This is a genomic window from Helcococcus ovis (assembly GCF_004524775.2).
Taxonomy (GTDB): domain Bacteria; phylum Bacillota; class Clostridia; order Tissierellales; family Peptoniphilaceae; genus Helcococcus; species Helcococcus ovis.
In genome coordinates, this window is record NZ_CP119081.1 from 955,295 (window position 1) to 977,947 (window position 22,653).

At 26.4% G+C, this 22,653-nt stretch carries 27 protein-coding genes; 5 read left to right on the forward strand and 22 right to left on the reverse strand.

Going from position 1 to position 22,653, the window contains the following annotated elements; genetic code table 11:
* Nucleotides 1-85 precede the first annotated feature (85 nt).
* The gene (locus EQF90_RS04455; RefSeq protein WP_245151243.1) at nucleotides 86-1,222 is read right to left on the reverse strand and encodes an HAD family hydrolase; all 1,137 of its coding nucleotides are present in this window, start codon (nucleotides 1,220-1,222) and stop codon (nucleotides 86-88) included.
* A gap of 614 nt (nucleotides 1,223-1,836) precedes the next feature.
* On the opposite strand from EQF90_RS04455, the gene EQF90_RS04460 reads away from it, so the two are divergent.
* Both EQF90_RS04460 and EQF90_RS04465 read left to right on the forward strand, forming a co-directional pair.
* Entirely contained in the window at nucleotides 1,837-2,286 is a 450-nt protein-coding gene (locus EQF90_RS04460; RefSeq protein ID WP_134710760.1) for a hypothetical protein, read from the forward strand.
* Nucleotides 2,287-2,459: 173 nt separating this feature from the next.
* Nucleotides 2,460-2,624, forward strand: coding sequence for a hypothetical protein (locus tag EQF90_RS04465; protein ID WP_167554083.1), 165 nt, complete (start codon nucleotides 2,460-2,462; stop codon nucleotides 2,622-2,624).
* A 17-nt stretch (nucleotides 2,625-2,641) separates the two neighbouring features.
* Here EQF90_RS04465 and EQF90_RS04470 read toward each other — a convergent pair whose 3' ends face one another.
* From EQF90_RS04470 to EQF90_RS04535, 14 genes are all read right to left on the reverse strand, one after another.
* On the reverse strand, nucleotides 2,642-3,712 hold the full coding sequence (locus tag EQF90_RS04470; protein ID WP_134710761.1) for a DUF4317 family protein: 1,071 nt from the start codon (nucleotides 3,710-3,712) through the stop codon (nucleotides 2,642-2,644).
* A gap of 83 nt (nucleotides 3,713-3,795) precedes the next feature.
* Nucleotides 3,796-4,380, reverse strand: a complete 585-nt coding sequence (locus EQF90_RS04475; protein WP_134710762.1) for a DJ-1 family glyoxalase III — start codon at nucleotides 4,378-4,380, stop codon at nucleotides 3,796-3,798.
* 52 nt (nucleotides 4,381-4,432) lie between these two features.
* Nucleotides 4,433-5,416, reverse strand: a complete 984-nt coding sequence (locus tag EQF90_RS04480; RefSeq protein ID WP_134710763.1) for a Gfo/Idh/MocA family protein — start codon at nucleotides 5,414-5,416, stop codon at nucleotides 4,433-4,435.
* A gap of 9 nt (nucleotides 5,417-5,425) precedes the next feature.
* Entirely contained in the window at nucleotides 5,426-6,202 is a 777-nt protein-coding gene (locus EQF90_RS04485) for a response regulator transcription factor (protein WP_134710764.1), read from the reverse strand.
* 3 nt (nucleotides 6,203-6,205) lie between these two features.
* Nucleotides 6,206-7,858 (reverse strand): sensor histidine kinase, encoded by a 1,653-nt coding sequence (locus EQF90_RS04490; protein WP_134710765.1) that lies wholly within the window; start codon nucleotides 7,856-7,858, stop codon nucleotides 6,206-6,208.
* 62 nt (nucleotides 7,859-7,920) lie between these two features.
* A complete protein-coding gene (locus tag EQF90_RS04495; protein ID WP_330167169.1) occupies nucleotides 7,921-8,103 on the reverse strand; it encodes a helix-turn-helix domain-containing protein in 183 nt (60 codons plus the stop codon).
* A gap of 119 nt (nucleotides 8,104-8,222) precedes the next feature.
* Nucleotides 8,223-9,872: an ABC transporter permease gene (locus EQF90_RS04500; RefSeq protein WP_134710766.1), complete on the reverse strand. Its 1,650-nt coding sequence runs from the start codon at nucleotides 9,870-9,872 to the stop codon at nucleotides 8,223-8,225.
* On the reverse strand, nucleotides 9,862-10,962 hold the full coding sequence (locus EQF90_RS04505; protein ID WP_134710767.1) for an ABC transporter ATP-binding protein: 1,101 nt from the start codon (nucleotides 10,960-10,962) through the stop codon (nucleotides 9,862-9,864). Before EQF90_RS04505 ends, EQF90_RS04500 begins: the two co-directional genes overlap by 11 nt.
* A 1-nt stretch (nucleotide 10,963) precedes the next feature.
* Nucleotides 10,964-11,995 (reverse strand): ABC transporter substrate-binding protein, encoded by a 1,032-nt coding sequence (locus EQF90_RS04510; RefSeq protein ID WP_134710768.1) that lies wholly within the window; start codon nucleotides 11,993-11,995, stop codon nucleotides 10,964-10,966.
* Nucleotides 11,996-12,191: 196 nt separating this feature from the next.
* Nucleotides 12,192-13,115 (reverse strand): ABC transporter permease, encoded by a 924-nt coding sequence (locus tag EQF90_RS04515; protein ID WP_134710769.1) that lies wholly within the window; start codon nucleotides 13,113-13,115, stop codon nucleotides 12,192-12,194.
* Nucleotides 13,099-13,866 carry a hypothetical protein gene (locus EQF90_RS04520; RefSeq protein WP_134710770.1) on the reverse strand — a complete coding sequence of 256 codons (768 nt, stop codon included), beginning with the start codon at nucleotides 13,864-13,866 and terminating at the stop codon, nucleotides 13,099-13,101. Before EQF90_RS04520 ends, EQF90_RS04515 begins: the two co-directional genes overlap by 17 nt.
* A 1-nt stretch (nucleotide 13,867) precedes the next feature.
* Nucleotides 13,868-14,581 carry an ABC transporter ATP-binding protein gene (locus tag EQF90_RS04525; RefSeq protein WP_167603994.1) on the reverse strand — a complete coding sequence of 238 codons (714 nt, stop codon included), beginning with the start codon at nucleotides 14,579-14,581 and terminating at the stop codon, nucleotides 13,868-13,870.
* A 20-nt stretch (nucleotides 14,582-14,601) separates the two neighbouring features.
* Nucleotides 14,602-15,159, reverse strand: a complete 558-nt coding sequence (locus tag EQF90_RS04530; RefSeq protein WP_167603997.1) for an MptD family putative ECF transporter S component — start codon at nucleotides 15,157-15,159, stop codon at nucleotides 14,602-14,604.
* On the reverse strand, nucleotides 15,156-17,270 hold the full coding sequence (locus EQF90_RS04535; protein WP_167604000.1) for an ATP-binding cassette domain-containing protein: 2,115 nt from the start codon (nucleotides 17,268-17,270) through the stop codon (nucleotides 15,156-15,158). Before EQF90_RS04535 ends, EQF90_RS04530 begins: the two co-directional genes overlap by 4 nt.
* A gap of 167 nt (nucleotides 17,271-17,437) precedes the next feature.
* Here EQF90_RS04535 and EQF90_RS04540 point away from each other — a divergent pair, with 167 nt between their 5' ends.
* Entirely contained in the window at nucleotides 17,438-18,013 is a 576-nt protein-coding gene (locus tag EQF90_RS04540) for a TetR/AcrR family transcriptional regulator (protein ID WP_134710774.1), read from the forward strand.
* Between the two features lie 176 nt (nucleotides 18,014-18,189).
* On the opposite strand, the gene EQF90_RS04545 is transcribed toward EQF90_RS04540, so the two are convergent.
* The 7 genes from EQF90_RS04545 to EQF90_RS04575 all read right to left on the reverse strand — a co-directional run bounded on the left by EQF90_RS04545 (nucleotide 18,190) and on the right by EQF90_RS04575 (nucleotide 21,293).
* On the reverse strand, nucleotides 18,190-18,321 hold the full coding sequence (locus EQF90_RS04545) for a hypothetical protein (RefSeq protein ID WP_280633452.1): 132 nt from the start codon (nucleotides 18,319-18,321) through the stop codon (nucleotides 18,190-18,192).
* 62 nt (nucleotides 18,322-18,383) lie between these two features.
* Nucleotides 18,384-18,698: a hypothetical protein gene (locus tag EQF90_RS04550; RefSeq protein WP_134710775.1), complete on the reverse strand. Its 315-nt coding sequence runs from the start codon at nucleotides 18,696-18,698 to the stop codon at nucleotides 18,384-18,386.
* 365 nt (nucleotides 18,699-19,063) lie between these two features.
* On the reverse strand, nucleotides 19,064-19,258 hold the full coding sequence (locus EQF90_RS04555; protein WP_134710776.1) for a Lar family restriction alleviation protein: 195 nt from the start codon (nucleotides 19,256-19,258) through the stop codon (nucleotides 19,064-19,066).
* Nucleotides 19,259-19,305: 47 nt separating this feature from the next.
* Nucleotides 19,306-19,473, reverse strand: a complete 168-nt coding sequence (locus tag EQF90_RS04560) for a hypothetical protein (RefSeq protein WP_167604003.1) — start codon at nucleotides 19,471-19,473, stop codon at nucleotides 19,306-19,308.
* Nucleotides 19,470-20,081: a DUF6883 domain-containing protein gene (locus EQF90_RS04565; RefSeq protein ID WP_209021399.1), complete on the reverse strand. Its 612-nt coding sequence runs from the start codon at nucleotides 20,079-20,081 to the stop codon at nucleotides 19,470-19,472. Before EQF90_RS04565 ends, EQF90_RS04560 begins: the two co-directional genes overlap by 4 nt.
* A 625-nt stretch (nucleotides 20,082-20,706) precedes the next feature.
* On the reverse strand, nucleotides 20,707-20,991 hold the full coding sequence (locus EQF90_RS04570) for a type II toxin-antitoxin system RelE/ParE family toxin (protein ID WP_134710778.1): 285 nt from the start codon (nucleotides 20,989-20,991) through the stop codon (nucleotides 20,707-20,709).
* A complete protein-coding gene (locus EQF90_RS04575) occupies nucleotides 20,988-21,293 on the reverse strand; it encodes a type II toxin-antitoxin system RelB/DinJ family antitoxin (RefSeq protein WP_134710779.1) in 306 nt (101 codons plus the stop codon). The genes EQF90_RS04570 and EQF90_RS04575 overlap by 4 nt, the downstream gene beginning before the upstream one ends.
* Nucleotides 21,294-21,746: 453 nt before the next feature.
* Between EQF90_RS04575 and EQF90_RS04580 the strand changes: the two genes are divergently transcribed.
* Together EQF90_RS04580 and EQF90_RS04585 are read left to right on the forward strand one after the other, a co-directional pair.
* The gene (locus EQF90_RS04580) at nucleotides 21,747-22,055 is read left to right on the forward strand and encodes a hypothetical protein (RefSeq protein ID WP_134710780.1); all 309 of its coding nucleotides are present in this window, start codon (nucleotides 21,747-21,749) and stop codon (nucleotides 22,053-22,055) included.
* 70 nt (nucleotides 22,056-22,125) lie between these two features.
* A complete protein-coding gene (locus EQF90_RS04585) occupies nucleotides 22,126-22,290 on the forward strand; it encodes a hypothetical protein (RefSeq protein WP_167604006.1) in 165 nt (54 codons plus the stop codon).
* The last annotated feature ends 363 nt before the right edge of the window (nucleotides 22,291-22,653 follow it).

Consider the following 22,653-nt stretch of genomic DNA (forward strand, 5'->3'; position numbering starts at 1 on the left):
TTATGTTATCTTTATATTTTATATCTTTATTTAATTTTAGTCTAGTAAAAAAGCACTAAAATAGAATATTTTAGTGCTAAAACTTTTATTTATTATCTTCTATTAACTTTTGTAAAATCACAGCATCTTGAGATGCAACATTTTCATATATGTTTTTATAAAACGCAAATAAATCTTTATCTTTTAAGATAAATTTAACTTGTGTATTTGAAAGAGCAACTTTTATCAATTTGTTTTTTTGAGATGACGTCCACGAATCAATTTTGCTCATTTCATGAATTAGACTATGTGTGTGCGAAAAACTTGTACTATCTTCTAACTTATTGATTAAATCTTCTTTATATTTTTCTTCATCTGATTGATTTTTTAATTCATCATCTTTTTCGTGTAGTGCATTATAAAAACGATGTTCTAAAATTTCATTTGTTACTGTACGATTAATAATTTGTTTAACTAATAATTCTAAATCTGAATTTTCTTGATAATCAGCTTGTGAATAATACCTAATTCTTCTATCTTCCAACATTTTAAATACTTTAGATTTATCATTTGTTTCAGCATTATAAACCCCAATTGAATGTCCACCATTCATATTAACAAGTGTCATACATGGTACATCTGTATCACTGTCACCAATATAAATCATGTTTCTAAAAGGAACTCTCTTTTTATCACCTTCATAATGATTATTAACATTTTGATCATTTATATCTAATACACCCTTTTTTATTCTAAATAAAAATTGAGTCTTGTTTGTATAATTTACAGCTTGAGCTGGCCAAACCGCAACACCATCTTCGTCAAAATAGAATGAGCTTGCATAAATCTTCTTAAACTTATCGCTAATGATTGTACCTTCAATCATTTCCTTTAGTCCGGAAGAAATGATATAGTGTTCAACCTCTACTCCGTGCTCATTTCCATAATGATTTATCCTATCAAACCATGTATCTACCCCCGGAAATAATCCAACTTTTGAGCCATACTCTTTTAAATCCTGCTTTGTAAGATTTTTATTTTTAGTCATAAGATACATGTATGCTAAATTTGTATCCATTTCATTTTCAACAGCAAGTTTATTAGATTCTTTCCAAAATTCATTAACTTCATATCCAATTGATTGGATAAATCCTTGAGCCTGCATATCATCTGGAGATAATGTTTTATCAAAATCATAACAGATTGCTATAATTGGCTTTTTATTTTTCTTATCAATTTTCATTTGATACTCCATTTTATCTTAATTATTTGTTAATACTTGATAACACTAGATTCTAACTCATTTTATTATATATTATATATATTAGAAATTCAACAATATGTGAGAATTTGAGGTTTAGATAAGTATATTAATAATATAATTACTCTGATACAATTTTTCATACTAAATTTTATATAATAATCTTTTTAGTATTAAAATATAATGTTACGATTTAATATTTAAAACCAAATTTAATGTTAATAAAGTTTTAGTTCTAATTTTATTTATTATTATATTTATTTTTAAAACCAAAATTTTATATTTTTATATTTAGTTTTAAATTATGTGATAAAAATATTGAAATTATTAAACTTAAAGACAATTTTATAAAACTAAATTACCTAATTAATTGAATTTGGTTGCATATTAAATTTATTCTCAATATTTTTTTGAAACCAAATAATTAATTTCTACAATTTTAGTCCTATTTATAAATAAACCTAATTTATATATTAATTTTGAAAATATTAAATAAATGTAATAATGTTGATACATACAATTTATTTATTTGTGGCATAATATATATGGAGGTATTAACAATCCACAAGCATATGTTTATTATATAAGGAGGAATTATGAATAATATATATCAACAAATAAATGAACTAATAAACTGTTATAAGATATTGCATAAAAAATTAATTGAAAATGAAAAGAAAATGATAGATGGTACGCTTGTTATATCAAAATGTAATGGTAAATGTAGATACTATCATCAATACTACAATAAATTCAATAAGAGATTTGAAAAAAAATATATAAATAAAAAAAAGATTAATAAGGCTAGAAACTTAGCACAAAAATCTTATCAAAAAAAACTAATTAAAAATTTAAGTAATCTTATTCCTTTATTAAAATCCTGCAACGAAATTATAAAAAATCTAAATATTAATTCTATAGATAGTTATAGAAAATATCTCATAAATCCAATAACTATAAATCATATTCATAATATAAATTATTGGCATAATAATATATCTCACACTAATCCATATCAATTTGATAACACAAAAATATTACCTTAAAAGGAGAACAGGTACGTTCTAAATCCGAAAAAATTTTTGCTGATTTGCTATTTAATAAAGGAATAAATTACAAGTACGAGCATTCTCTAAAAGTCGGTAACAGTATATACTATCCTGACTTTACATTATATAGTCCATACACTTTTACAGAAATATATTGGGAACATTTTGGAATGATGGATAATCCTGCATATGCAACTAACGCAATTGATAAACTATACAATTATATTAAAAATGGTTTTATACCCGGGAAAAATCTCATTATAACATTTGAATATTCAAATAAAGTAGTTGATAATAAAATAATAGACAAAATATTAAAGTATTACATTGAATAATATTATTCTGTCTTAAATTAATTCAATCTTATCCCATTCAACTCTACTTCATCCATTGGTATCACTAAGCATGGTCTTCCGTCGATGATGCGTTGTTCAATAAATAAAATACCATCATTATTTGTCCTAATTATAATATTACCTCCACTAACAATATTATAATTTTTATTTATAACATTATCCGCCATAATTTCTAAATCATCTTCTAATTCAACATTTTTCGCACCGACTGATGATAAAAATTCTTTTAATTGTCTTGATTTTAACTTTGGAGATTCACCCTCGTTTTTTAACTCTTCAGTAAAAATTGTAATATTTTTATTTAACTCCACAAAATCTGATATTTTAAGATTCGGAAGATTACTTTCAATTATTTCATTAAATTTTTCCTTTTGTTCAATAGGATTAAGCTTCATATCACAACCAAGTACACCATTTATAAATTCATCATGAACATCTACGACCTTTCTTGTGTAATATAGACATTCGTAAATATTACTTTGACGATTTGTAAATGTTGGATATAGAAAACCTGTCTCCGGCATTTGAACAGTCCAATTTCTTCGATTTTCAACAAAATCATTTTGTTCACTTTTATAACACAACGATGGCTTCGTTAAATTCATAGGGCATATAGCTGTAACAATAAAATTATATACATCTTCAGAATCTTCTAAAAATTCACCATCTGATGCTTTTCTTGGAATGTCATACGAACCTTTAGCAATTAATATGGCATAATTTGATTTAGGATTATAATTTTCAATTATTAAATCTATTAAACTTTGATATTTTTCTCCTGATGAATCTCTAACAGTTTTATACAGCATATCTCGTTTTCCACCATCTATCTCTTCTTCAGGCAAAAAATTAAGTGTTATTAAATTTTTACCTTGGGTACCTGACAATACTTTAGAAAAAATTGTTGCATAAACCTCTCTAATCTCTTCATTCATTACAACAAAATTTGTCTTAGTTGAAAATATTATTTCTTTTGTCATATTCACATATGTAGACCACACATCTGTAATTGAAAAATCATCTGATTTAATAGCTTTTTTTATTTCATTTAACTCTTTTTTTATCATAATAATCTCCTATAATTTATATAATTATTATATCATTATACTCAAAAAAATTGACTAGTAAAACTAGTCAATTAAAATACGATTTATGATTGAAATTTATAAAAATCTTCAACACTTGTTTGTTGGATACCTTCCTTTAATAATTTAACAGCTTCTTTTCCTTTAATTTTTTCAATAATCTTAAACGATTCATATATTGCAATTGCTGCTCCTCTACCTGTAATGATATTTTGATCTTCAACTACAATTTGATTATTTACGTACATCCCTATATTTTCTATTTTATCTTCAAAAGTTGGAAAACTTGTAACTTTTTTATCTCTAATTATGTCTGCCCTGCCAAGAGAAATTGGTCCAGCACATATAGCACTTACTATTTTACCTTCATTGTTAAATTCCTTGATGAAATCAATAACTTGTTGATTATCTCTTAAATTTATTGCTCCCGGTATTCCTCCTGGTATATACAATCCTAAATAATCTTCTCCATTAATTTCATATATAGTCTTATCTGCTAAAACTTGAATATTATGAGATCCAACTACATCTCTTTTATCTGTAATTGAGACAGTATCTACTTCAATACCTGCTCTTCTTAAATAATCAACAGGAGTTAGTGCCTCAATTTCTTCAAATCCTTCAGCTAAAAATACTAAAAACTTTTTCATATTGCCTCCTAAAATATAAAATTTTTATTAAATTTAATTATTATAATATTTTTTACTCATCTTCCTTAAATTTTACGCCGCATATTTTTCTAATTTCAGTCATAACATCAATGATATCTATTGATAGACTATATGGAACTACATCTGATTCATAATTTCCATTTTCAACTACATTTAAGAATTCTTTTAATTGACGCTTAAATGAGTTTTCCATTTCATTAAATGTTTCAATATTAGCTGTATTAAGTCTTTTCATTATTTTTACTGTAGAAATTCTAGAAGGAACACCTATACTTATGATCCCATCTTCTCCTGATATTTCACTCACAACATTTGAATCAATAATTTTTGAACATAATAAAATAACTTCAAAATTGTCATATGACAAAATAGCTGATGTTGAACCATCCACGTTACTTTCTAACATTATACTATTAGCAAATATATTTCTAGGTTTTCCAAATAAAGAAACACAAAGTGAAACAATATAAACTCCTAAGTCCATAATTGCACCATTCGCTAACTCATTTCTGAAAGTTGTTGGATTTTCGCCTCTTAAATATCTATCATATCTTGATGAATATTGATTTAATCCAAATATTGCTCTTCTAATTCTACCTATATTTTGCAAATTATTTTTGATTACATTTAAGTTTTCGGTGTATAATGGAACAACTCCATGATGTACATAAACTTTATTTTTTAAAGCTTCATTAATTAGAACACGAGCTTGACCCGAATTAACAGCTAATGGTTTTTCACAAAAAACAGAGATTCTTCTTTGAATCGCAGCCATAGCTATATTAAAATGTAATGCATTTGGAACAGCTATATAAATAGAATCAATTTCTCCACTATCCAACATTTCAATGTGATTTTCATAAACATTTTTTATAGAATATTTTTCAGCAAATTTTTTTGCATTTTCAATTTTACCACTACAAACAGATGTGACTTCAATGCAATCTTTCATTAGCATTGCACCTTCCATAAATTCGTCCGTGATAAAATTTGTACCAACTATTCCAAATCTCATATCATCCCCCTAATTATTATATTGTTTTATAAATTCTGACGGCGTAATATCCATATATTTCTTAAATACTGAAGAAAAATATCTATAATTTGAAAATCCAACCTCATAAGATATATTTTCTATAGAATAATTTGTTTCATACATAAGCTTAATTGCTTTTTTTATTCTAAAAATATTGATATACTCCGTTAAAGTTTGATTTGTATCTTCCTTAAAATTTTGAAGTATGCTTGTTTTACCTTTATTAGTAATTCTAATTAAATCATCAATATTTATTTTTTGCTTATAATTTTTTTTTATAAATTCAATTACTTGCAATGTAGTTTTAGAGTTAGTGCTTATAACGTCATCAGTATCAAGATTTAGTCTATCTAATTTACTATTTAACTCTATTTCTAAATTTAATATATCTTTATTTTTCTTTATATTAGATATTGCCTTATTAAGTGCATTTTTTAATTCATCATAATCTACGGGTTTCAACAGATATGCTATTGCGTTTTGATTTATTGCATCTTTTGCATATTCAAATTCATCATATCCTGATAAAATTATACTCTCAAAATTTTTATTTTTCACCTGTTTTAGCATATCTAAACCACCAAGAATAGGCATATTAATATCTAAAATTACTATATCAGGATTCAATTTTTTTATCATTTCCAAACCAATCTGACCATTTTCAGCTTCTCCTATAATTGTGCAATTTACTTTTTCCCAATTAAACAAATAGGTTAATCCTCTTCTGATAAATAATTCATCCTCAACTAATAAAACTTTATACATTTCCTACTCCTTTGGAATTAAAATTTTTATTTCTAACCCTGAATTTGAATTTTTTATATTAAATTTATATCTTTCATCGTAAATTAATTTTAACTTTTTATTTATATTATATATTCCAATACTATTTTTACTATTATAATTTTTCATATTTTTTAATATTTCCGATAATTTGCATTCTGAAATACCCGGCCCATTGTCATTTATTATAATTTCAATATTTTCATCTAAATTTTTAATTTCTAAATTAATTTCTAAATTTTGTTGAGATTTATAAGTGTATTTTATTGAGTTTTCAACTATTGGTTGTAATATTAATTTTGGTATTTCCATCATTAATACGCTATCATCAACATAAATACTATATTTTAATCTTTCTTGATATCTTATTTTTTGAAGTTCCAAATATGAATTCAAGTAATTTATTTCATCACTTACACTTGAAAAAAATCCCTTAAAATCAATTGTATATCTTAAAATTTTTGATAAATTCATAATATATTTATCAGCCGATTTAATGTCAAAATATATCAAATATCTTAGGGATTCTAAAGTATTAAATAAAAAGTGGGGGTTAAATTGTGTATTCAAAAATTTTACTTGATCCACATCGCTTAAATATGAATATTGTTGATTTTTTGCAATAAGCATATTTATTTCATTTAACATATTATTGTAGTCTTCATCAAGATGTTTAAGTTCTTCAAATAATTCAGATTCTATATTATCATCTTTATCAAATTTCTTTCCTCTTATATTTGAAATCATAATATTTAATGATTTCATATTTTTTTTAGATAAAATATCCCAAGTAATTACAACAGTTAAAAATGTCAAAACAGATAATAAAATAATACTGAAAAGCATAACCCAACCAAAACTCACTATTGGGGTAATTTTATTAACCGTGGCAACTCTCATATCTAAATTTCCTATGACAGATTCAATATAATAAAATTTATCATTATTAATTTTTACTAAATTATTTGATAATCTCTGCCCATTAAATTTATAAACCTTACCAATTATATAATCATTATTTGAACTTATTACTTGATTAAATTTCCCGATTATAAAATTAATTGTATTATTATTAGAATTTAGTATTCTAGACATACTATTTAAATCAATATCAATAATTATTATATATTCTTTATTATTAATTTTTTCTTTAATTTCTACAAATTGCTGAATTTTTTTACTATTAAAACTTGTTATAAGTGAAATATTGTTTTCAATTTTAACTGTCTGCCAAATATTTATATTTTTATAATTTACTAAATTCTCGTCATAATTCTTCGAAGTAAAAATTGAATTGTACTTTTCATTAAACACAACTAGATTTACATCTATTTTAAGAGAATTTTTTAATTTATAAAATTCATATAATATATTTGCTCTATTTATATCATTATTAAAGCCCTCCTTATATTTTTTTTTAATAAAATCTCTTGAAAAATTTATAATTTCACTATAATCCTTATTAATTATATTACTAACTTCTATATTAGAATTATTATTAATTTTTTGCTCATTAAATCTAACCAAAGATATAAATAAAATCATAATTAATATTATTAAAACTATTATTGGTATTATGCTATATTTATATGCTAATTTTCTATTGTATTTTTTAAATGTATTTTGATTATCTTTCATATGTATATTATATCAAAAATATAATATTAGGAATAAATGTTTATTTCTAAATCTACAATATTTTACGAAATATAAAATACTATTTCGGTTTTTCCCATACGGGCTATCACATTAAAGCTTAACCCAGCAGCCTCTTTTAATTCAGTTTTATTCATATTTTTATCTATAAGTAGTTTCCAAAGATTATTATAGCAAACCGGTATTTTAATACCTCCTAAAGTAAATACTACACAGTTATGGTTTATTTAATTATAACATAATAAATCTTTTTTTTAATATATCTCACGATATCATTAGATATTCTCTCCACTTTATCATAAAAAAACAGGAATGCATACAAATCGTATAAATTCCTGTTTATATTTTACATTGAAATTTCTTTTTTTCCTGAAACTTTGAAGAATAACATTAATGATACTACTGTTAGCACAATTAATATAGTTGCTAAAGCTGCAGCATTACCATAATTTCCTCTTAAAACTTCAGTGTAGATACTTACTGTCATTGTCTTGGTTTTTGGACTATATAGCAAGATTGATGTTGATAATTCTGATAATATATAAATCCAACTTAATATTGCTCCTGAAATTACCCCTGATCTCATCATTGGTAAAATAATTTTAGTAAATGACTTCATAGGAGATGCACCTAAGTTTTCGGCGGCCTCTTCTATTGAAGGACTGATTTGGTATAAAGCTGTAACTGAAGATCTGATTGTATATGGTAATCTTCTAATTACAAAAGCTATTATCATTATCGTAGCGGTACCACTTAATAACAATGGTTTTGAACTAAATGTTGATAATAATGAAATACCCATTACCGAACCAGGAACGATATATGGTAACATTGATAAAACATCTAATGCTTGTGACATATTATTTCTTCTTTTAACAGCTACATATGCAATTAATACTCCCATTATCAATATTATAATTATCGCAATAAACGCAAGTATGAATGTAGATGTAATTGATGTACCTAATCTACTAAAAGCATTTCTATAACTATCTAAAGATAATCCTTTTACAAATATGGAACCTCGTGTTTTTCTAAATGATGTATATATAACATATAGCAACGGTGCTATAGACACAAATACGTAAAAATAGACATATAAATGTGCAATTATATTTTTTAATCCTGTTTCCTTCTTAGCTTCAATTGGGTGTAATGCACTCATTGAAAATGCTTTTTTTTCAGCTATATATTTTTGAATTAAAAATATTGTAATAGCCATTATAATTACTACTACTGAAATTGCAGCAGCAAAAGCTGTATCTCCTCCAATTTCTCCAACAAACTGATTATATATCATAACCGGAACAGTTTGATATCCTTCACCTATTAACATCGGAGTACCAAAGTCAGCAAATGCTCTCATAAATACAAGTAATGATGCTGATAAAATTGATGGAATCAATAGCGGAACAAATACTTTCATAATTCTTTTAAAACCGGTCATTCCTAAATTTTCTGCAGCCTCAACTAATGATTTATCTATATTTTTCATAGCTCCCATAAGGTACATATAAATTAATGGTACCATTTGAAGAGTAAGTACCAGCAAAATACCATGAAAGCCATAAATGCTTATACCCGTAACACCTATACTTCTCAATGATTTTGTTATAACTCCGGATCTTCCTAATAAAAGTACCCAAGAGTACGCACCAATAAAAGGAGGACTCATTGATGAAATAAGAATCAAAATTTGAATAAATGAAGATCCCTTAATTTTTACAGTTGTCATAAAATACGCTAATGGGAATGCCACAATCGCACACGCAATTGTTGTTGCAATTGTAACTAAAAGTGAATTTATCAATGTTTGGGAATAATATGATTCTCCGAAAAATCTCTTAAAATAAGCTAAAGAAAATCCTTGTCCTTCTACATAAAAACTTGATTTTATAAGTCCAAATAAAGGAACTATTAAAAATAATACATACAAAAGAATAAGAACAATAGTAATTACAGACCAAATACTTTTAGATTTTCCTTTAGTTTGCATCGTTTTCTACTCCTTTTGTTATACTTTTTTCTGTGTCAAAATCAAATATATTTATTTTATCCATTTTAACTGTAAGGACAACTTCTTCACCTATTGGAATAATATTTGAAAGTGATGATTCCTGGATAACTTCCACTCTTTCTCCATTTGTTAACTCTACAAAATAGTGAGTATTAATACCTAAAAACATATTATCAATTACTTTTCCTTTTAGCCCATTACCTTCTCTACTTATTACAAACTCTTCAGGTCTAATTGATAATTTAACTTTTTTAGGTGTTTCAATAATTATATTTTCCGATTCAACTTTATAATTGTCAGAAAATACAATATATTTTTTACCTTTTTCAACTTCAATATTTCTTGAAATAATATTTGTACGACCTATAAAACTTGCTACAAATACATTCGCAGGTCTGTGATATATGTGTTGTGGAGTACCGATATGTTGAATTACCCCATTATTCATTACAGCAATTCTATCAGAAACTGCCATAGCTTCTTCTTGGTCATGAGTAACATATACAGTTGTAATCCCTACATCTTTTTGAATTCTTTTAATTACATTTCTCATTTCAACTCTTAATTTTGCATCTAGATTTGAAAGAGGTTCGTCCATCAATAATACATCCGGTTCAATAACAATAGCTCTAGCAAGTGCTATTCTTTGTTGTTGTCCTCCAGACATATTTTCCGGTAAAGAGTTTTTTAAATTTGAAATTTTTACAGTTTCTAGGATTTTATCGACTCTACCTTCAATAACATTCTTTTCAATTTTTCTAGTTTTTAATCCAAATGCAACATTTTCACCGGCTGTCAAATGTGGAAATATTGCATAATTTTGAAATACCATACCTATATTTCTATCTTTAGGAGCAACATCATTTATTCTCTTATCTCCAAAATAAATATTTCCTCCTTCAATTGAATTAAAACCAGCAATCATTCTCAACAAGGTTGTTTTTCCACAACCTGAAGGACCCAATAGAGTAAAAAACTCTCCCTGATTTATCTCTACAGATAAATCAGGAATTATTGTTTTACTTCCATATCTTTTTATTAAATTTTCACACTTAATTACTGTACTCATTTTAACCTCTTGTCTTTACAAGTATATTTGTGTATTTTTTAATAATATTTTCTCTATTTTTCTTTACATATTCTTCATCTTCTTTTATAGTTTTAATTTTATCTAATGGTGTCATATAATCACCTGTTTTTGCATCTTTTCTTAATGCTCTATTTGTTAATTGTGAACCAAAAGCATCTTGAGCTTCTTTGGAAATTACAAAGTCAACAAATTTCTTAGCATTTTCCATATTTTTTGCACCTTTAATAACTTCTACCCCTGCATCTAGATATACTGTACCCTCTTTTGGATATATAACTTTAACCGGTGCTCCATCTCTAACATATGCTGCTGATGGATCTTCATATGTTAAACCAACAGCATATTCCCCATCCGCAACACCTTTATGAACTGCTGAAGATGAATTTAAAATTTTACCATCAATATTCTTTAATAATTGTTCAACAAATTTCCATCCAGTTTCATTTTCATAATCTCCACCCATTGCTAACAATTGATTTGTCAATTGAGCAAATGCTGATGATGAATTTGAAGCATCAGCTGATGCAATCTTACCTTTTAATTTAGGATTTAATAAATCAGCATATCCTTCAATTTTAATATCCCCAATCAATTCTGTATTTACTAAAATAACAGAACCATCAGCTGTATATGGCGTTAAGAATCCGTCTACATTTTTATGATCTGGTAACATATCTTTGTCATTTGGTGATACATATTGTTCAAATAAGTCTTTCTTTTCTCTTATTGTTGATTTGCTTCCACCAAATAATACATCTCCTAATGGATTTCCTTTTTCAGCTTCGATCTTTGATAATAATTCACCTGTACCTGCTGAAATAACTTCAACTTTTATCCCCGTTTTTTTTTCAAACATTGGGATTATTGTCTTCATTATATTTTCTGTATTCGGTGAATATACAACAAGTTTACCCTTATCGCCTGTTTTCTTACCATCGCCTCCTTTACTACATGCAACTAGTGAAAAGACTAGTATTAGTGACATTACCAATGCAAATATTTTTTTACTCATAGTTTTTCTCCTTATATTTTTATCTTATGTAAATAATAATACATCATGAAAACAATTTCCATGATGTATTGTTTTAAATTGTATAAAATTGTTCATAAAAACTTTTATGTATAAAATTCTACAATTAAAAATTGTAATATCATAATATTTTTATATAATTAATTATAACTTAAGCATTATAATTTTTTTAACATAATTAAACTTTTCTATTAAATAATCTTATTCCATATATTGCAAGTACTAACGAAATAAATAACATTAATACAATTGGAATCACATAAATTTTTCCACTAATAATAGAATTTTGAAGATAATAAAGTGGCGATATATAAGCGATAGTTTTCATCCAATTGGCCATATGTTCAACCGGAAATAAAATGCCGGAAAATAACCCTAACGGAAATATAATTCCTGTTGAAATTATCCAGATTATCCCCTCATTCTTTATTATAGATGATAAGAAAATATAAAGTCCCATTGAAATAAACATTGCAATAGTAAACAAAATACCAAGCTGAATAATATTAGATTTACCTAAATCAAAACCTGCAAATTTATAAAATAACAGTATCAATAAATTTGCTATTTCATACACAAATATGATGGCTAAACTTTTACCTAATATATATGAGCTTAACTTTGTCTTGGAATTTTTTACTCTTAAAACAATACCATTATCCTTTTCATTAATTAAAACTGTAGCAAGTAGGGATGCCGATGTTAACAGCTTAAAAAGAATAATTCCAACAGAATAACTAAGTTTCGCTTTTTCATTAAACAAATTACTGTTTGAGTTGCGGTTATCTATTATAGGTATTAATGGATTATTCGATATACTGCTATAATATTGCAAGACATTTCCCGCTCCATCCGTCTTTACTACCAAAGTCCCTTGAGAAAGTCCAAGAAAATAATCTTTTTCATCTTCCTTAAGCTTCATCATTTTAACATTCGCTACATTCGGGGCTTTTTCTCCGATATAACCCACAACAGGAACATCGGAATATGCAAGGGTAATACTTACAAGTAAAATCATTAAAATCGGCATAATAATCATTGAAGAAATAAATCCTTTGGTATTTCTAAGAATTTTAAAAGTAAACTTAAATGCATGCACCATTCCTCATCCTCCTTCCTATTAATAAAATAAAGGTTATGACAAATGTAAAAAATATTAAAATCCATATTAGCAAATCATTTCCAAAATTTATTTGAATTAAATCCTTAAATATTAACCTGTTAGCAATTGTCAAAGGCGACAAGTACATAAGTAAATCCATAAATTTTGTATTTGATAAAACAGATGTCAAACTCAAAGCTCCACCAAAATATCCCATAAGCATAACAATCATCATAATAGTATTAGAAAGTATTGCCTTATTATAAACTGAAAGTCCAAAAAACAATCCTAAACTAATACTTATAATTGGAATGCTTAAAAAAATACATATCGAGTTTATAGGAAAACAGATATCAAACAGCAATCGATACCCTATTACATTGCTTGTAATCATAATAATGGAAAAAATATAATGTATAAAAAATTTTATCAAAACAAAATTACTCTTACACACAATCCTGTCCCAAACATGAAGTTTTCTTTCCTCAAAAATACTTAGTCCTGCCAAAACTGCCGACATCATTAACATAAAATTAAGTTCACTAACCGCAAACTGTACTTTGGAATTCAATAATATTCCATCATACATAACAACTTCTTTGACGGTATCTACAGAAAATGAATTTTGAATATGCTGTGATAAATAGTTCTTTGTACCCTCACTCATAATAAAGGCAAGAACCATCGGCAAGAACATAATTATAAAATATATCGGATTTTTTATAATTCCTTTTATTTCTTTTTTAAGCATATCACTCACCGCCCTTACGCAAAACCTTTACGAAAACATCTGATAAATCAGCCTGTTTATTTTCTGTATCTGAAATTTCCTTGATTAACTTCTCGGTTTCTCCTTCCAATATAAGTTTACCTTTATCTAAAAACATAATTTTATCACATAAATACTCAACCTCATCCAAATAGTGAGAAGTGTAGATGATATTTAAGCCGCTATTTTTCAATTCCTTAAGATATGCCAATATTTCCTTTCTGGAAATAGGATCAATTCCAACACAAACTTCATCACAAATTAATAGTTTAGGATTGTGAACAAGCCCAGTTATTAAATTTAATTTTCTTTTCATTCCACCGGATAAATCCCTTGCTTTTGTATATATTTTTTCCTTAAGTCCTACTTTTTCTATTAATAAGATGCATCTTTCTCTTGTCTCTCTTTTATCCATTTTATATATAGAAGCAAAAAACAACATATTATCCATTACAGAAAGTTCAGGGTATATGGCAAGCTCTTGCGGAACATAACCAATATCCCAAATACTTAAATCTGCGTAATTAAGCTCTCCTTCAAAGGATACATTTTGTGTAATGCAATTAATCAATGTGCTTTTACCGGCACCATTAACACCTAATATCCCATAAACATTTCCATTTTCAAAATTATACGAAAAATCTATGAGAGCAAGAAATTTTTTATATCTCTTTGTTATATGCTTAAGTTCAATCATAACCATACCCCTTCTCATATTTAAAAATGTTTTTTGCAGAACTTTTTGGAAATGTAAGTTCCTATAATTGAAACAACAACGATAGTTACTGCAATTATAACCATCATAGGTATTGTCTTAAGTTCTTGCATTTTCATTGCATAGTCATGCCCATACATTTTTTTAATCATTTCTAATTGTTGTTCTTTAGTAATTATATAAGGAATTACGGTACCTCCTATATAATGAGCCAACATCGTCACAACAAATGATAAAGTCAGACCTTTAAATCTATTTTTAGTTTTCGCTAATATCAATTCAGCAATTATTCCCGCAATAACCATCATTCCAATGTAATAAGGCATAAATCCACCTAAACCCCATATTACACAGTAAATTAATATTGCCCATTTCTTTTGAACTTTAGCTCCTGTTAATATAAATGGAAATGCTAAAAATAAACTTTGTACAATTGGTGAAATTAAAATTGTATACGGTGTAAATAAGAAAGGCATCGGTATTAAGTACATAAATAAAATTCCTAATACCGAAAAAGCCGCCACTAATACTAAATCTTTAACTGTTAATTTGTTATTCATTTTATTCCTCCTATAATTAAAAATATATAAATTGATATATACATAGTACATAACATATAATCTGTGATTTTAAAATCTACATCTGTCAACAGGGTTCTTTCTTTGCCTATTATCATTCCTTTTGTTTCAATCCCTAAAGATAAATTTTCCGCACTTCTTATTAAACTGAAAACAACAGGTACAATGATAAATCTCCAAATTGCTGCCGGATTTTTGTTTTTAATCAGCTTTCTAGTTTTAAGACTCATATAAGCTATGGAAAAGTCATTCCTCATTGACGGAAACAATCTCATGAACGAGATAATCGGTATGAGGATGTAATCTGTCAACTTTACTTTTTCTAAGGCTTCTATAATTGTTATAAGCTTTGTGCCGGCTGTTAAATTCTTTATGGTGTAACCGCATAACATACCTCTTACAATAAAAATCTCAATAAAAGCTTGATAATATAATGGAAAAAATATCTTTAGCTTACTTATCACGAAATAGGTTACCGCCATTTTTATTGCAAGCATATAATTTTTATTAAACAAAAATACTATAGCTACTATCCCCATTAAATATATTGAACTTTGATTTGACGGATAAAAAAATATAGCATTTGCAACTGTAAAAAATACAATCAAATTTATGATAGGATTAACTTTTGAATAGTCTGTTTTTTTCTTTTCTGTAGAATATTTGTTTTTTACATTTTTTGCGGATTTAAGCTTATCTATCATTTCATTAAAATCATTTTGATTAACAAGCCTTCTATGTGCGATTACCGTTGCTCCTTCCAAAAGAATATATTCATCAGCAACTTTTGATAAAAGCTCTAAATCATGCGAAATTAAAATAACAATTTTTCCTTGTTCTTTCATTTTATTTATCAATCTACAAATACAATTCATTCTTTTCAAATCTAGCCCACTTGTAGGCTCATCCAAAATTACAATTTTATTATTACTTATATATGCTAAAAGCACTGCCAATCTTAAAATTTGACCTCCTGAAAGTTTAGATGGATGCCGATTTTCTAAGGCATCCATATCCACCATTTTAAGTAGATTATGAATTTCTAAATCATTTAATTTTTTGTTTTGAAGAATAATCTCATCTTTTACTGAAGCTGTAACCATTTGATGATAACAATCTTGCATACAAAAATATGAATTTTTTATTCTATCTTTTTTTGAAATTATGTTATTATTAAAGGAAAAAACAGCTTTTTTATTATCAATCAATCCTGCGATTAGCTTACCTAATGTACTTTTTCCCGAACCATTCAACCCTATAATTGCCGTTACCTTATTAGATTTAATTGATAAAGATATATCCTTTAAAATCTCTTTATAATTGATAGTATAATTAAGATTTAAAATTTCTAATGTATCATTTGTTTTTCTATAAAAATGTTCTTTAATGTTTGAAAAAGCTATATTTTCACTTCTAATTTCAAATCCATCGCCATTTATCAAAGTTCCATCTTGGATTACATAAACTTTATCACATACATCTTTCAGATAACCGACTCTATGTTCCGCAATAACTATTGTTACATTACTATTTTTAAGTTCAATAATATGCTTTTTTAATTCATCTATTTCATTAATATCTAAATTTGCAGTAGGCTCATCCATAACAATTATTTTAGGAGCTTTAATATAGGAACTTAAAACACTGAGTGTTTGTGCTTCTCCACTTGATAAATTCAAAATATTTTCGTGTAATAATAACTCAGAATATCTATCTTTTAGTAAAGTAAATTTATTTTCAATTTCTGCTCTACTTTTTCCGATACATTTTGAAGAGTATTTACACTCATCATCTGCATTAGAAAATAAAAATCCATTTTTAGGATTTTGCAAAATGCTACTGACATACTTTGAATTAAGTCCGGCAAAGCTATTTTCATAACCATAGAAATCTGTCTTAAAACTTCCTGTAACATTTCCTTGAAATACACTGGGGCAAAGTCCATTTATAACTCTGAGCAATGTGGTTTTCCCACAACCGCTCAGCCCTGTAAAAACAACACACTCTCCTGATTTTATTTTTAAATTTATACCTTTCAAGGTCGGATTTATTTCTCCCTCATAAGTGAAAGAAAAATCCTTAAACTCTATCACTTTCCCACCTCCTCTCTCAGCGAATATTTTGTGTTTAATATTCATTGAAATGATTATAACACTTTTTTCTTAGAAAAGTCAATGAATATAATTATCTTTAGATTCATTGACTTTATCTTTCATACTTGCTAAAATATAAGTATAATTTTTCGATAGGAGATGAACCAATGCCTGCTAACTTTACAAAAGAAGAAAGAGCTGCTTTAATAAAAAAATTCTACAAGCAAGGATATATTCTTTTAAAAAAATTCGGATATAAAAAATTAAAGATTGTTGATATTGCTTCCTCTGTTGGAATCGGCACAGGAACATTTTATAATTTTTTTAAAAGTAAAGATGAATTTATTATTTGGCTTATAAATAAAAGAAAAGATGAAACAGTAAAACAATTCTTATCAATATCTAAAGAATATTCAAATGAAATTCCTATGGAAGTGTTTGAAAAATTTTTATTTGATACAATATCACATAATAACATTTACAGATGCCTTACTCAAGATGACTACAATATACTACAAGAAAAATATGGCCTTCTTGATAATCGAAATGAAAAAATAGAAGAAAACGCTAAATTTATGATGAGTAAACTTGCAACTACTAAATCATTCGATAATTTCTTTCTATTTTCAGAAGCTTATACAATAATAATTATAGGTACATCTGATTTAAATAAATTAAATACTAAATTTACGGACAAAGCAGTAAAAAGACTTATTCATTCGGCTTGTCAATTTATATACTAAAATAAAATTTAATTACAAAAAACATATATCATACCTTTTAACTCCTCTGTTATAATAATAAAATTCTATCACTTACTCAATATTTAAAAATAGACAATTAACAAAGACGATAGTTTTTTCTCTATCGCCTTTGTTAACTTTTTATATGAAATTTTTCTTCACAAAAACAAAATCTATTATCCCTCTCTTATAGCAATCATCACCCCAACTGGTGCAATAGCACCATGCACTAATTTCATTTCAAATACTGAAAATCCATATTCCTCAATAAAATTTTCAAATTGCTTTTTATCCCATTCTTGATGCATCTTAAATCCCAAAATTATATTTACTTTACATCATTTACACTAGATTTTAAAATTCTATTTATCTAATTTTTTTCTTTAACGTTAAAATCTAAAGGTTTGTTTATAACTTTTTTATAAACGACCATATATATTTCTTCCTTATCTCCGTTTATATTTTTATTATTCATAATTATTATTTTTTCTATCCAATTATACTCTGTAAATAAATTTGAAATATATTTTTTATAGTCTTTTAAGTTTACTAAATCAAAAATAATATTCTTAACTTTTCCATCGCAATATTTAAAATTTATTACCCCATCTTTCATATTATTAATTCTTCTGATTATCAACTCTTCATCATCCCACACTAAATTTGGAATCATAGTTTCTATCATATTTTTTCCTTCCTTGACTTTTAATTTATTAGATGATAAAATTTAATTAAATAAAGGTAGTAGTGTTCTCATTAAAATGCCTGTAGGGGTAACCCTTAAGGACTGGAACTCTGGTACCTTTTTTTATTTTCTTTTAAAAACTCTAATGTTATAACAAAAGGTTTAATATAGCCGTTGTTATAACAAATCCTATTATAAAATATATATAAAAATAATCATTTAGTTTTTCTTTCATATTTACTCCTACTCAATGTTTATTCATTTATTTTATAAAAAATGTAAATTAAACAAAATATACAAACGGATATAGTATATAATAAATTTGCCATTATACACTCCTTTATTCTCAACTCTTCTTAACTTTTCTAAAATCTCTTATTCCATGCCATTATAGCATATTCTTCTGTCGGTTCATGTCTTGATGTTGCCATGCATTCTCCACATTCAACAAAATACATTCTACCAACATATTTGTTGTAGTATGTTCTAATTGAGGGCTTGTTCCATTTATTACCACAGAAAGGACATTCTCTTAATTGGTCATCTATTTTTTCACTCATCGTCTAAACTCCTTGATTTTTTATACTAAAAAAGCACCTCTAACATTTTAGTTAGTTGTGCTTTTAATATCTATTTGATAAATAAATTCAGTGGATGTTTCCCCATCTTCTTTTTCAATATCAGCCACATAAGCTTTATCTTTTTCAAGAATTTCAACTATATAAGCAAATTCCCCACTTTTTAGGAGAACTTTATCATATTGTTTAATTGTCATAAATCCCCCCTTTTCTTTTTGGTAACATAAATTGAGGTTAAATGAATAGCGTCTTCTTTTTTTATCCACCCCGTCATTACATTTGCCCTTTTTCCATTAGGTCCTAATAAATTTAAAACTTGTTCAAATAATTCTCCATAATTATTTTTACCTTTAGGTTTAAATTCGTTCGTTTTAAGATTAGAATGTACGTTTTGTATAAGTTCATCGTAATTCGACAAATCATACCCCAAAGCTTCCTTAAAGGCTCTTGCTTTATTTGGTTGTCTTTCAGGATTTAATGCATATTCGGTTAACTTTCTTTTATCTATATTATACTTTTTTTCGAGAGTTTTATCAACTTTTTTAGTTGCATTCTTCCCTTCAATCATCCTCATCAACTCATCTTCACTATCATAATCCCAACCTTCAAGCATATCGCTTAAATGTGATCTACAATAAGGATGAAGCGGTGGAGCGTTCACTCCAATTTTTATTTTATCAATAGGAATAATTCTTTGGTCGTGTTCCCTACATATTTTTGAAGTCCTCTTATCAAGTGTGGCTTCAAACTTTTTAGCAAGTATTCCACGTCGTTTACTGTCATCTAATTCTGCTGTATTTACCACGTATGATGTTAATATTCAAGTTCATGTTGCTCTCGCATTTAATTCTAGTTTATCAGTCCACTTTCTATCGCATTTATTTTATATTTTTCAGATATTTCCTATCCTAATTTTCCCTTGTATACCTTAATCCATACAATACAAGACTTCTTCTGTTTTTTTTACAAACATTACCATTGTTAAAAACTTTAATATTTTTCTTGTTTAGATATAAATTTATCATTCAATTCTTTTATTCGTTCGTCTATCTAAGATTTAACTCCTTGATTTTTTTTACGATATTTTTATGTATTATTAACCGTATTTTTTGAATATCCATAAATGTATCTTTCATGACTAATCCCTTACCGATTTCGCTGAAATGCACTATAACTTTGTAGTTGTTTTCCCAATTTTTTTGCTAAATGTATTCTCAGCTTTGTTTTTCTCATCTGTCATTTGTAATCTCCTTCCATAGCAATAAAAAAAGAGAAGCAGATTATTCCTCCACTTCTCTTAGTCATATTTACATTATTTTTTTATAATTGTTCAACGAGCATTGCTATATCTTACTGACCCCGTCCGGTAAATCTTACACTTTTTCTTCAAATGTAACCTTATCTTTTAATTTTTTTTCTATATCTCTTTTTCAGTATATAATACGGTATATTTTAACTATTTGACTTGACTCATCAGGAATGTAAAATACAAGATAGTTCTCAATAGGTAAAACTCTGAGCCCTTTGTCTTTCCATTCTTGATAATCACATAATCTATGCCTGTTTGGAAATTCATCAAGAAATTTAATAGCTTTCAATATTCTATACAATAACTTTTCAGCAATATTGGATTCTAATAATTCATCCGAAATATATCTTACAATGCTTATTAAATCTCTTTTAGCATTTTCAGAAAATATTATCTTATATTTCATCTACCTAACTCTTTCTTTAACTCCTTTTCTATTTCTTCAAAACTATACGTTCTTCCATTCTCAAAATCATTATGGGCTTTTAGCATTTGCATATTAAATTCTGCTTCTGATAAATTGGATAAAGAAAGAGGCTTTGTATTAGGGATTTTAACTTCAAAAGGCAAACCATTTTGCATTACAACCTGTCTTAAAAAAATAGATACGGCATTTGACATTGGTATTCCAAGCTTTTCAAGCACCGCTTCCGCCTGCTCTTTAATATCAGGTTCTACTCTTACATAAATATTTGATGTTCTTGCCATATATATAACTTCCTTTCGATTTAGATTATATCAGTTTTGATTGCTAATAGCAATACATTTGATGAGGTAATTAAAAATAACAAACACTATCTAGCAAATGTAATTTTATATGTCCAGCTTATAGGTGGTAGTTTAAATTGTTATATTAAACTTTTTTACTTTTACTAAATTTTAAGCATACTACTTCAACATTATTCTCTTTATCATATGAAGCTTTTTACTTTTATTTTTATATTCTGTACTATGTTTTATCAATAAGTTGAAATGAAATGAATCCAGGACAAATAATTGATTATTGTATTGAATATAACAACTCAATGATTGAATATAAGAATGTAAGCACAGAGGATAGAGAAGCTAATCAAAATGATTTTGATAAATTTTAATTAGTTGATTATAACATTTCAAAAGTGGTATAATAAATGTAAATATTAAAGTGTTAGGAGGTAATTTATGGAACAATTGAATAATGAAAATAGATTATCTTTTAATATAAAATTAAGCAATCTATTTAACGATTTGAAAAAATATTTATTATATAGCAAAAAAGAAAGAAAAAAAAATTTAGATTTTCATAAAATTTTTGTAGAAGAATCTAATAAAGTAAAAGAACCACATGATTATTTTGTATCAAATGTTATTTATGATAAAACTGTGTATAGATATAGACTTGAAAAAAAACACTATAGATTTTTAGTAAGATATGACAAAAAAATATTAAGAAAAAAAATAAAAGAATCATTTAAGGCACTATTCATATAGTGCTTTTTGATTCTTAAATTAGGATACTAGGAGTAGTATCTTTTTTTATTTTAAAAGTAAATGAGGTTCTATGGCTGGTAAAATTAAAGATATAACAATTGAATTTGATGGTAATACTACAAAATTATCCAATGCATTAAAAAATGTTGAAACAAAATCAAGAGATACTACAAAATCATTAAGAAAAATAGAAAAAAGTCTTAAATTTAATCCAGGTAATGCAGAACTCTGGTAGCACAGCAACAGGTTTAATACCTATACGAAATTACATCATACTCAAACAATTTTGTTAATCTTCACTAGTATCTCATCTATATAATCTCTTGTAGAGGTTTTAAAAGGTCCTCTGAAAAGAGTTGAGGAAACATAGATATTAACCAAACAATATTAATTAGTTCCTCTATAGTTTCGTTATAAGTATGGTTCATAGAACAGGATCTAGCCAAAGAGTCTGACATTTTTCTCCAGTCATAACTCTTTCTTCTAATTCCTCCTAAAGGAAATCACATAAAGATTAATTTAGAAATGGAAGAATGTTTAATCTCTTTAATTGCTCTTACAATAGTAACCTTTGAGAATATCTCCTCTAAGAAATATG

Bases quoted from the DNA above. Each gene is read 5' to 3' on its own strand.
- EQF90_RS04455 (WP_245151243.1), bottom strand. From the start codon at position 1,222: ATGAAAATTGATAAGAAAAATAAAAAGCCAATTATAGCAATCTGTTAT.
- EQF90_RS04460 (WP_134710760.1), top strand. From the start codon at position 1,837: ATGAATAATATATATCAACAAATAAATGAACTAATAAACTGTTATAAG.
- EQF90_RS04465 (WP_167554083.1), top strand. From the start codon at position 2,460: ATGATGGATAATCCTGCATATGCAACTAACGCAATTGATAAACTATAC.
- EQF90_RS04470 (WP_134710761.1), bottom strand. From the start codon at position 3,712: ATGATAAAAAAAGAGTTAAATGAAATAAAAAAAGCTATTAAATCAGAT.
- EQF90_RS04475 (WP_134710762.1), bottom strand. From the start codon at position 4,380: ATGAAAAAGTTTTTAGTATTTTTAGCTGAAGGATTTGAAGAAATTGAG.
- EQF90_RS04480 (WP_134710763.1), bottom strand. From the start codon at position 5,416: ATGAGATTTGGAATAGTTGGTACAAATTTTATCACGGACGAATTTATG.
- EQF90_RS04485 (WP_134710764.1), bottom strand. From the start codon at position 6,202: ATGTATAAAGTTTTATTAGTTGAGGATGAATTATTTATCAGAAGAGGA.
- EQF90_RS04490 (WP_134710765.1), bottom strand. From the start codon at position 7,858: ATGAAAGATAATCAAAATACATTTAAAAAATACAATAGAAAATTAGCA.
- EQF90_RS04500 (WP_134710766.1), bottom strand. From the start codon at position 9,872: ATGCAAACTAAAGGAAAATCTAAAAGTATTTGGTCTGTAATTACTATT.
- EQF90_RS04505 (WP_134710767.1), bottom strand. From the start codon at position 10,962: ATGAGTACAGTAATTAAGTGTGAAAATTTAATAAAAAGATATGGAAGT.
- EQF90_RS04510 (WP_134710768.1), bottom strand. From the start codon at position 11,995: ATGAGTAAAAAAATATTTGCATTGGTAATGTCACTAATACTAGTCTTT.
- EQF90_RS04515 (WP_134710769.1), bottom strand. From the start codon at position 13,115: ATGGTGCATGCATTTAAGTTTACTTTTAAAATTCTTAGAAATACCAAA.
- EQF90_RS04520 (WP_134710770.1), bottom strand. From the start codon at position 13,866: ATGCTTAAAAAAGAAATAAAAGGAATTATAAAAAATCCGATATATTTT.
- EQF90_RS04525 (WP_167603994.1), bottom strand. From the start codon at position 14,581: ATGATTGAACTTAAGCATATAACAAAGAGATATAAAAAATTTCTTGCT.
- EQF90_RS04530 (WP_167603997.1), bottom strand. From the start codon at position 15,159: ATGAATAACAAATTAACAGTTAAAGATTTAGTATTAGTGGCGGCTTTT.
- EQF90_RS04540 (WP_134710774.1), top strand. From the start codon at position 17,438: ATGCCTGCTAACTTTACAAAAGAAGAAAGAGCTGCTTTAATAAAAAAA.
- EQF90_RS04545 (WP_280633452.1), bottom strand. From the start codon at position 18,321: ATGCATCAAGAATGGGATAAAAAGCAATTTGAAAATTTTATTGAGGAA.
- EQF90_RS04550 (WP_134710775.1), bottom strand. From the start codon at position 18,698: ATGATAGAAACTATGATTCCAAATTTAGTGTGGGATGATGAAGAGTTG.
- EQF90_RS04555 (WP_134710776.1), bottom strand. From the start codon at position 19,258: ATGAGTGAAAAAATAGATGACCAATTAAGAGAATGTCCTTTCTGTGGT.
- EQF90_RS04560 (WP_167604003.1), bottom strand. From the start codon at position 19,473: ATGACAATTAAACAATATGATAAAGTTCTCCTAAAAAGTGGGGAATTT.
- EQF90_RS04570 (WP_134710778.1), bottom strand. From the start codon at position 20,991: ATGAAATATAAGATAATATTTTCTGAAAATGCTAAAAGAGATTTAATA.
- EQF90_RS04575 (WP_134710779.1), bottom strand. From the start codon at position 21,293: ATGGCAAGAACATCAAATATTTATGTAAGAGTAGAACCTGATATTAAA.
- EQF90_RS04580 (WP_134710780.1), top strand. From the start codon at position 21,747: ATGGAACAATTGAATAATGAAAATAGATTATCTTTTAATATAAAATTA.
- EQF90_RS04585 (WP_167604006.1), top strand. From the start codon at position 22,126: ATGGCTGGTAAAATTAAAGATATAACAATTGAATTTGATGGTAATACT.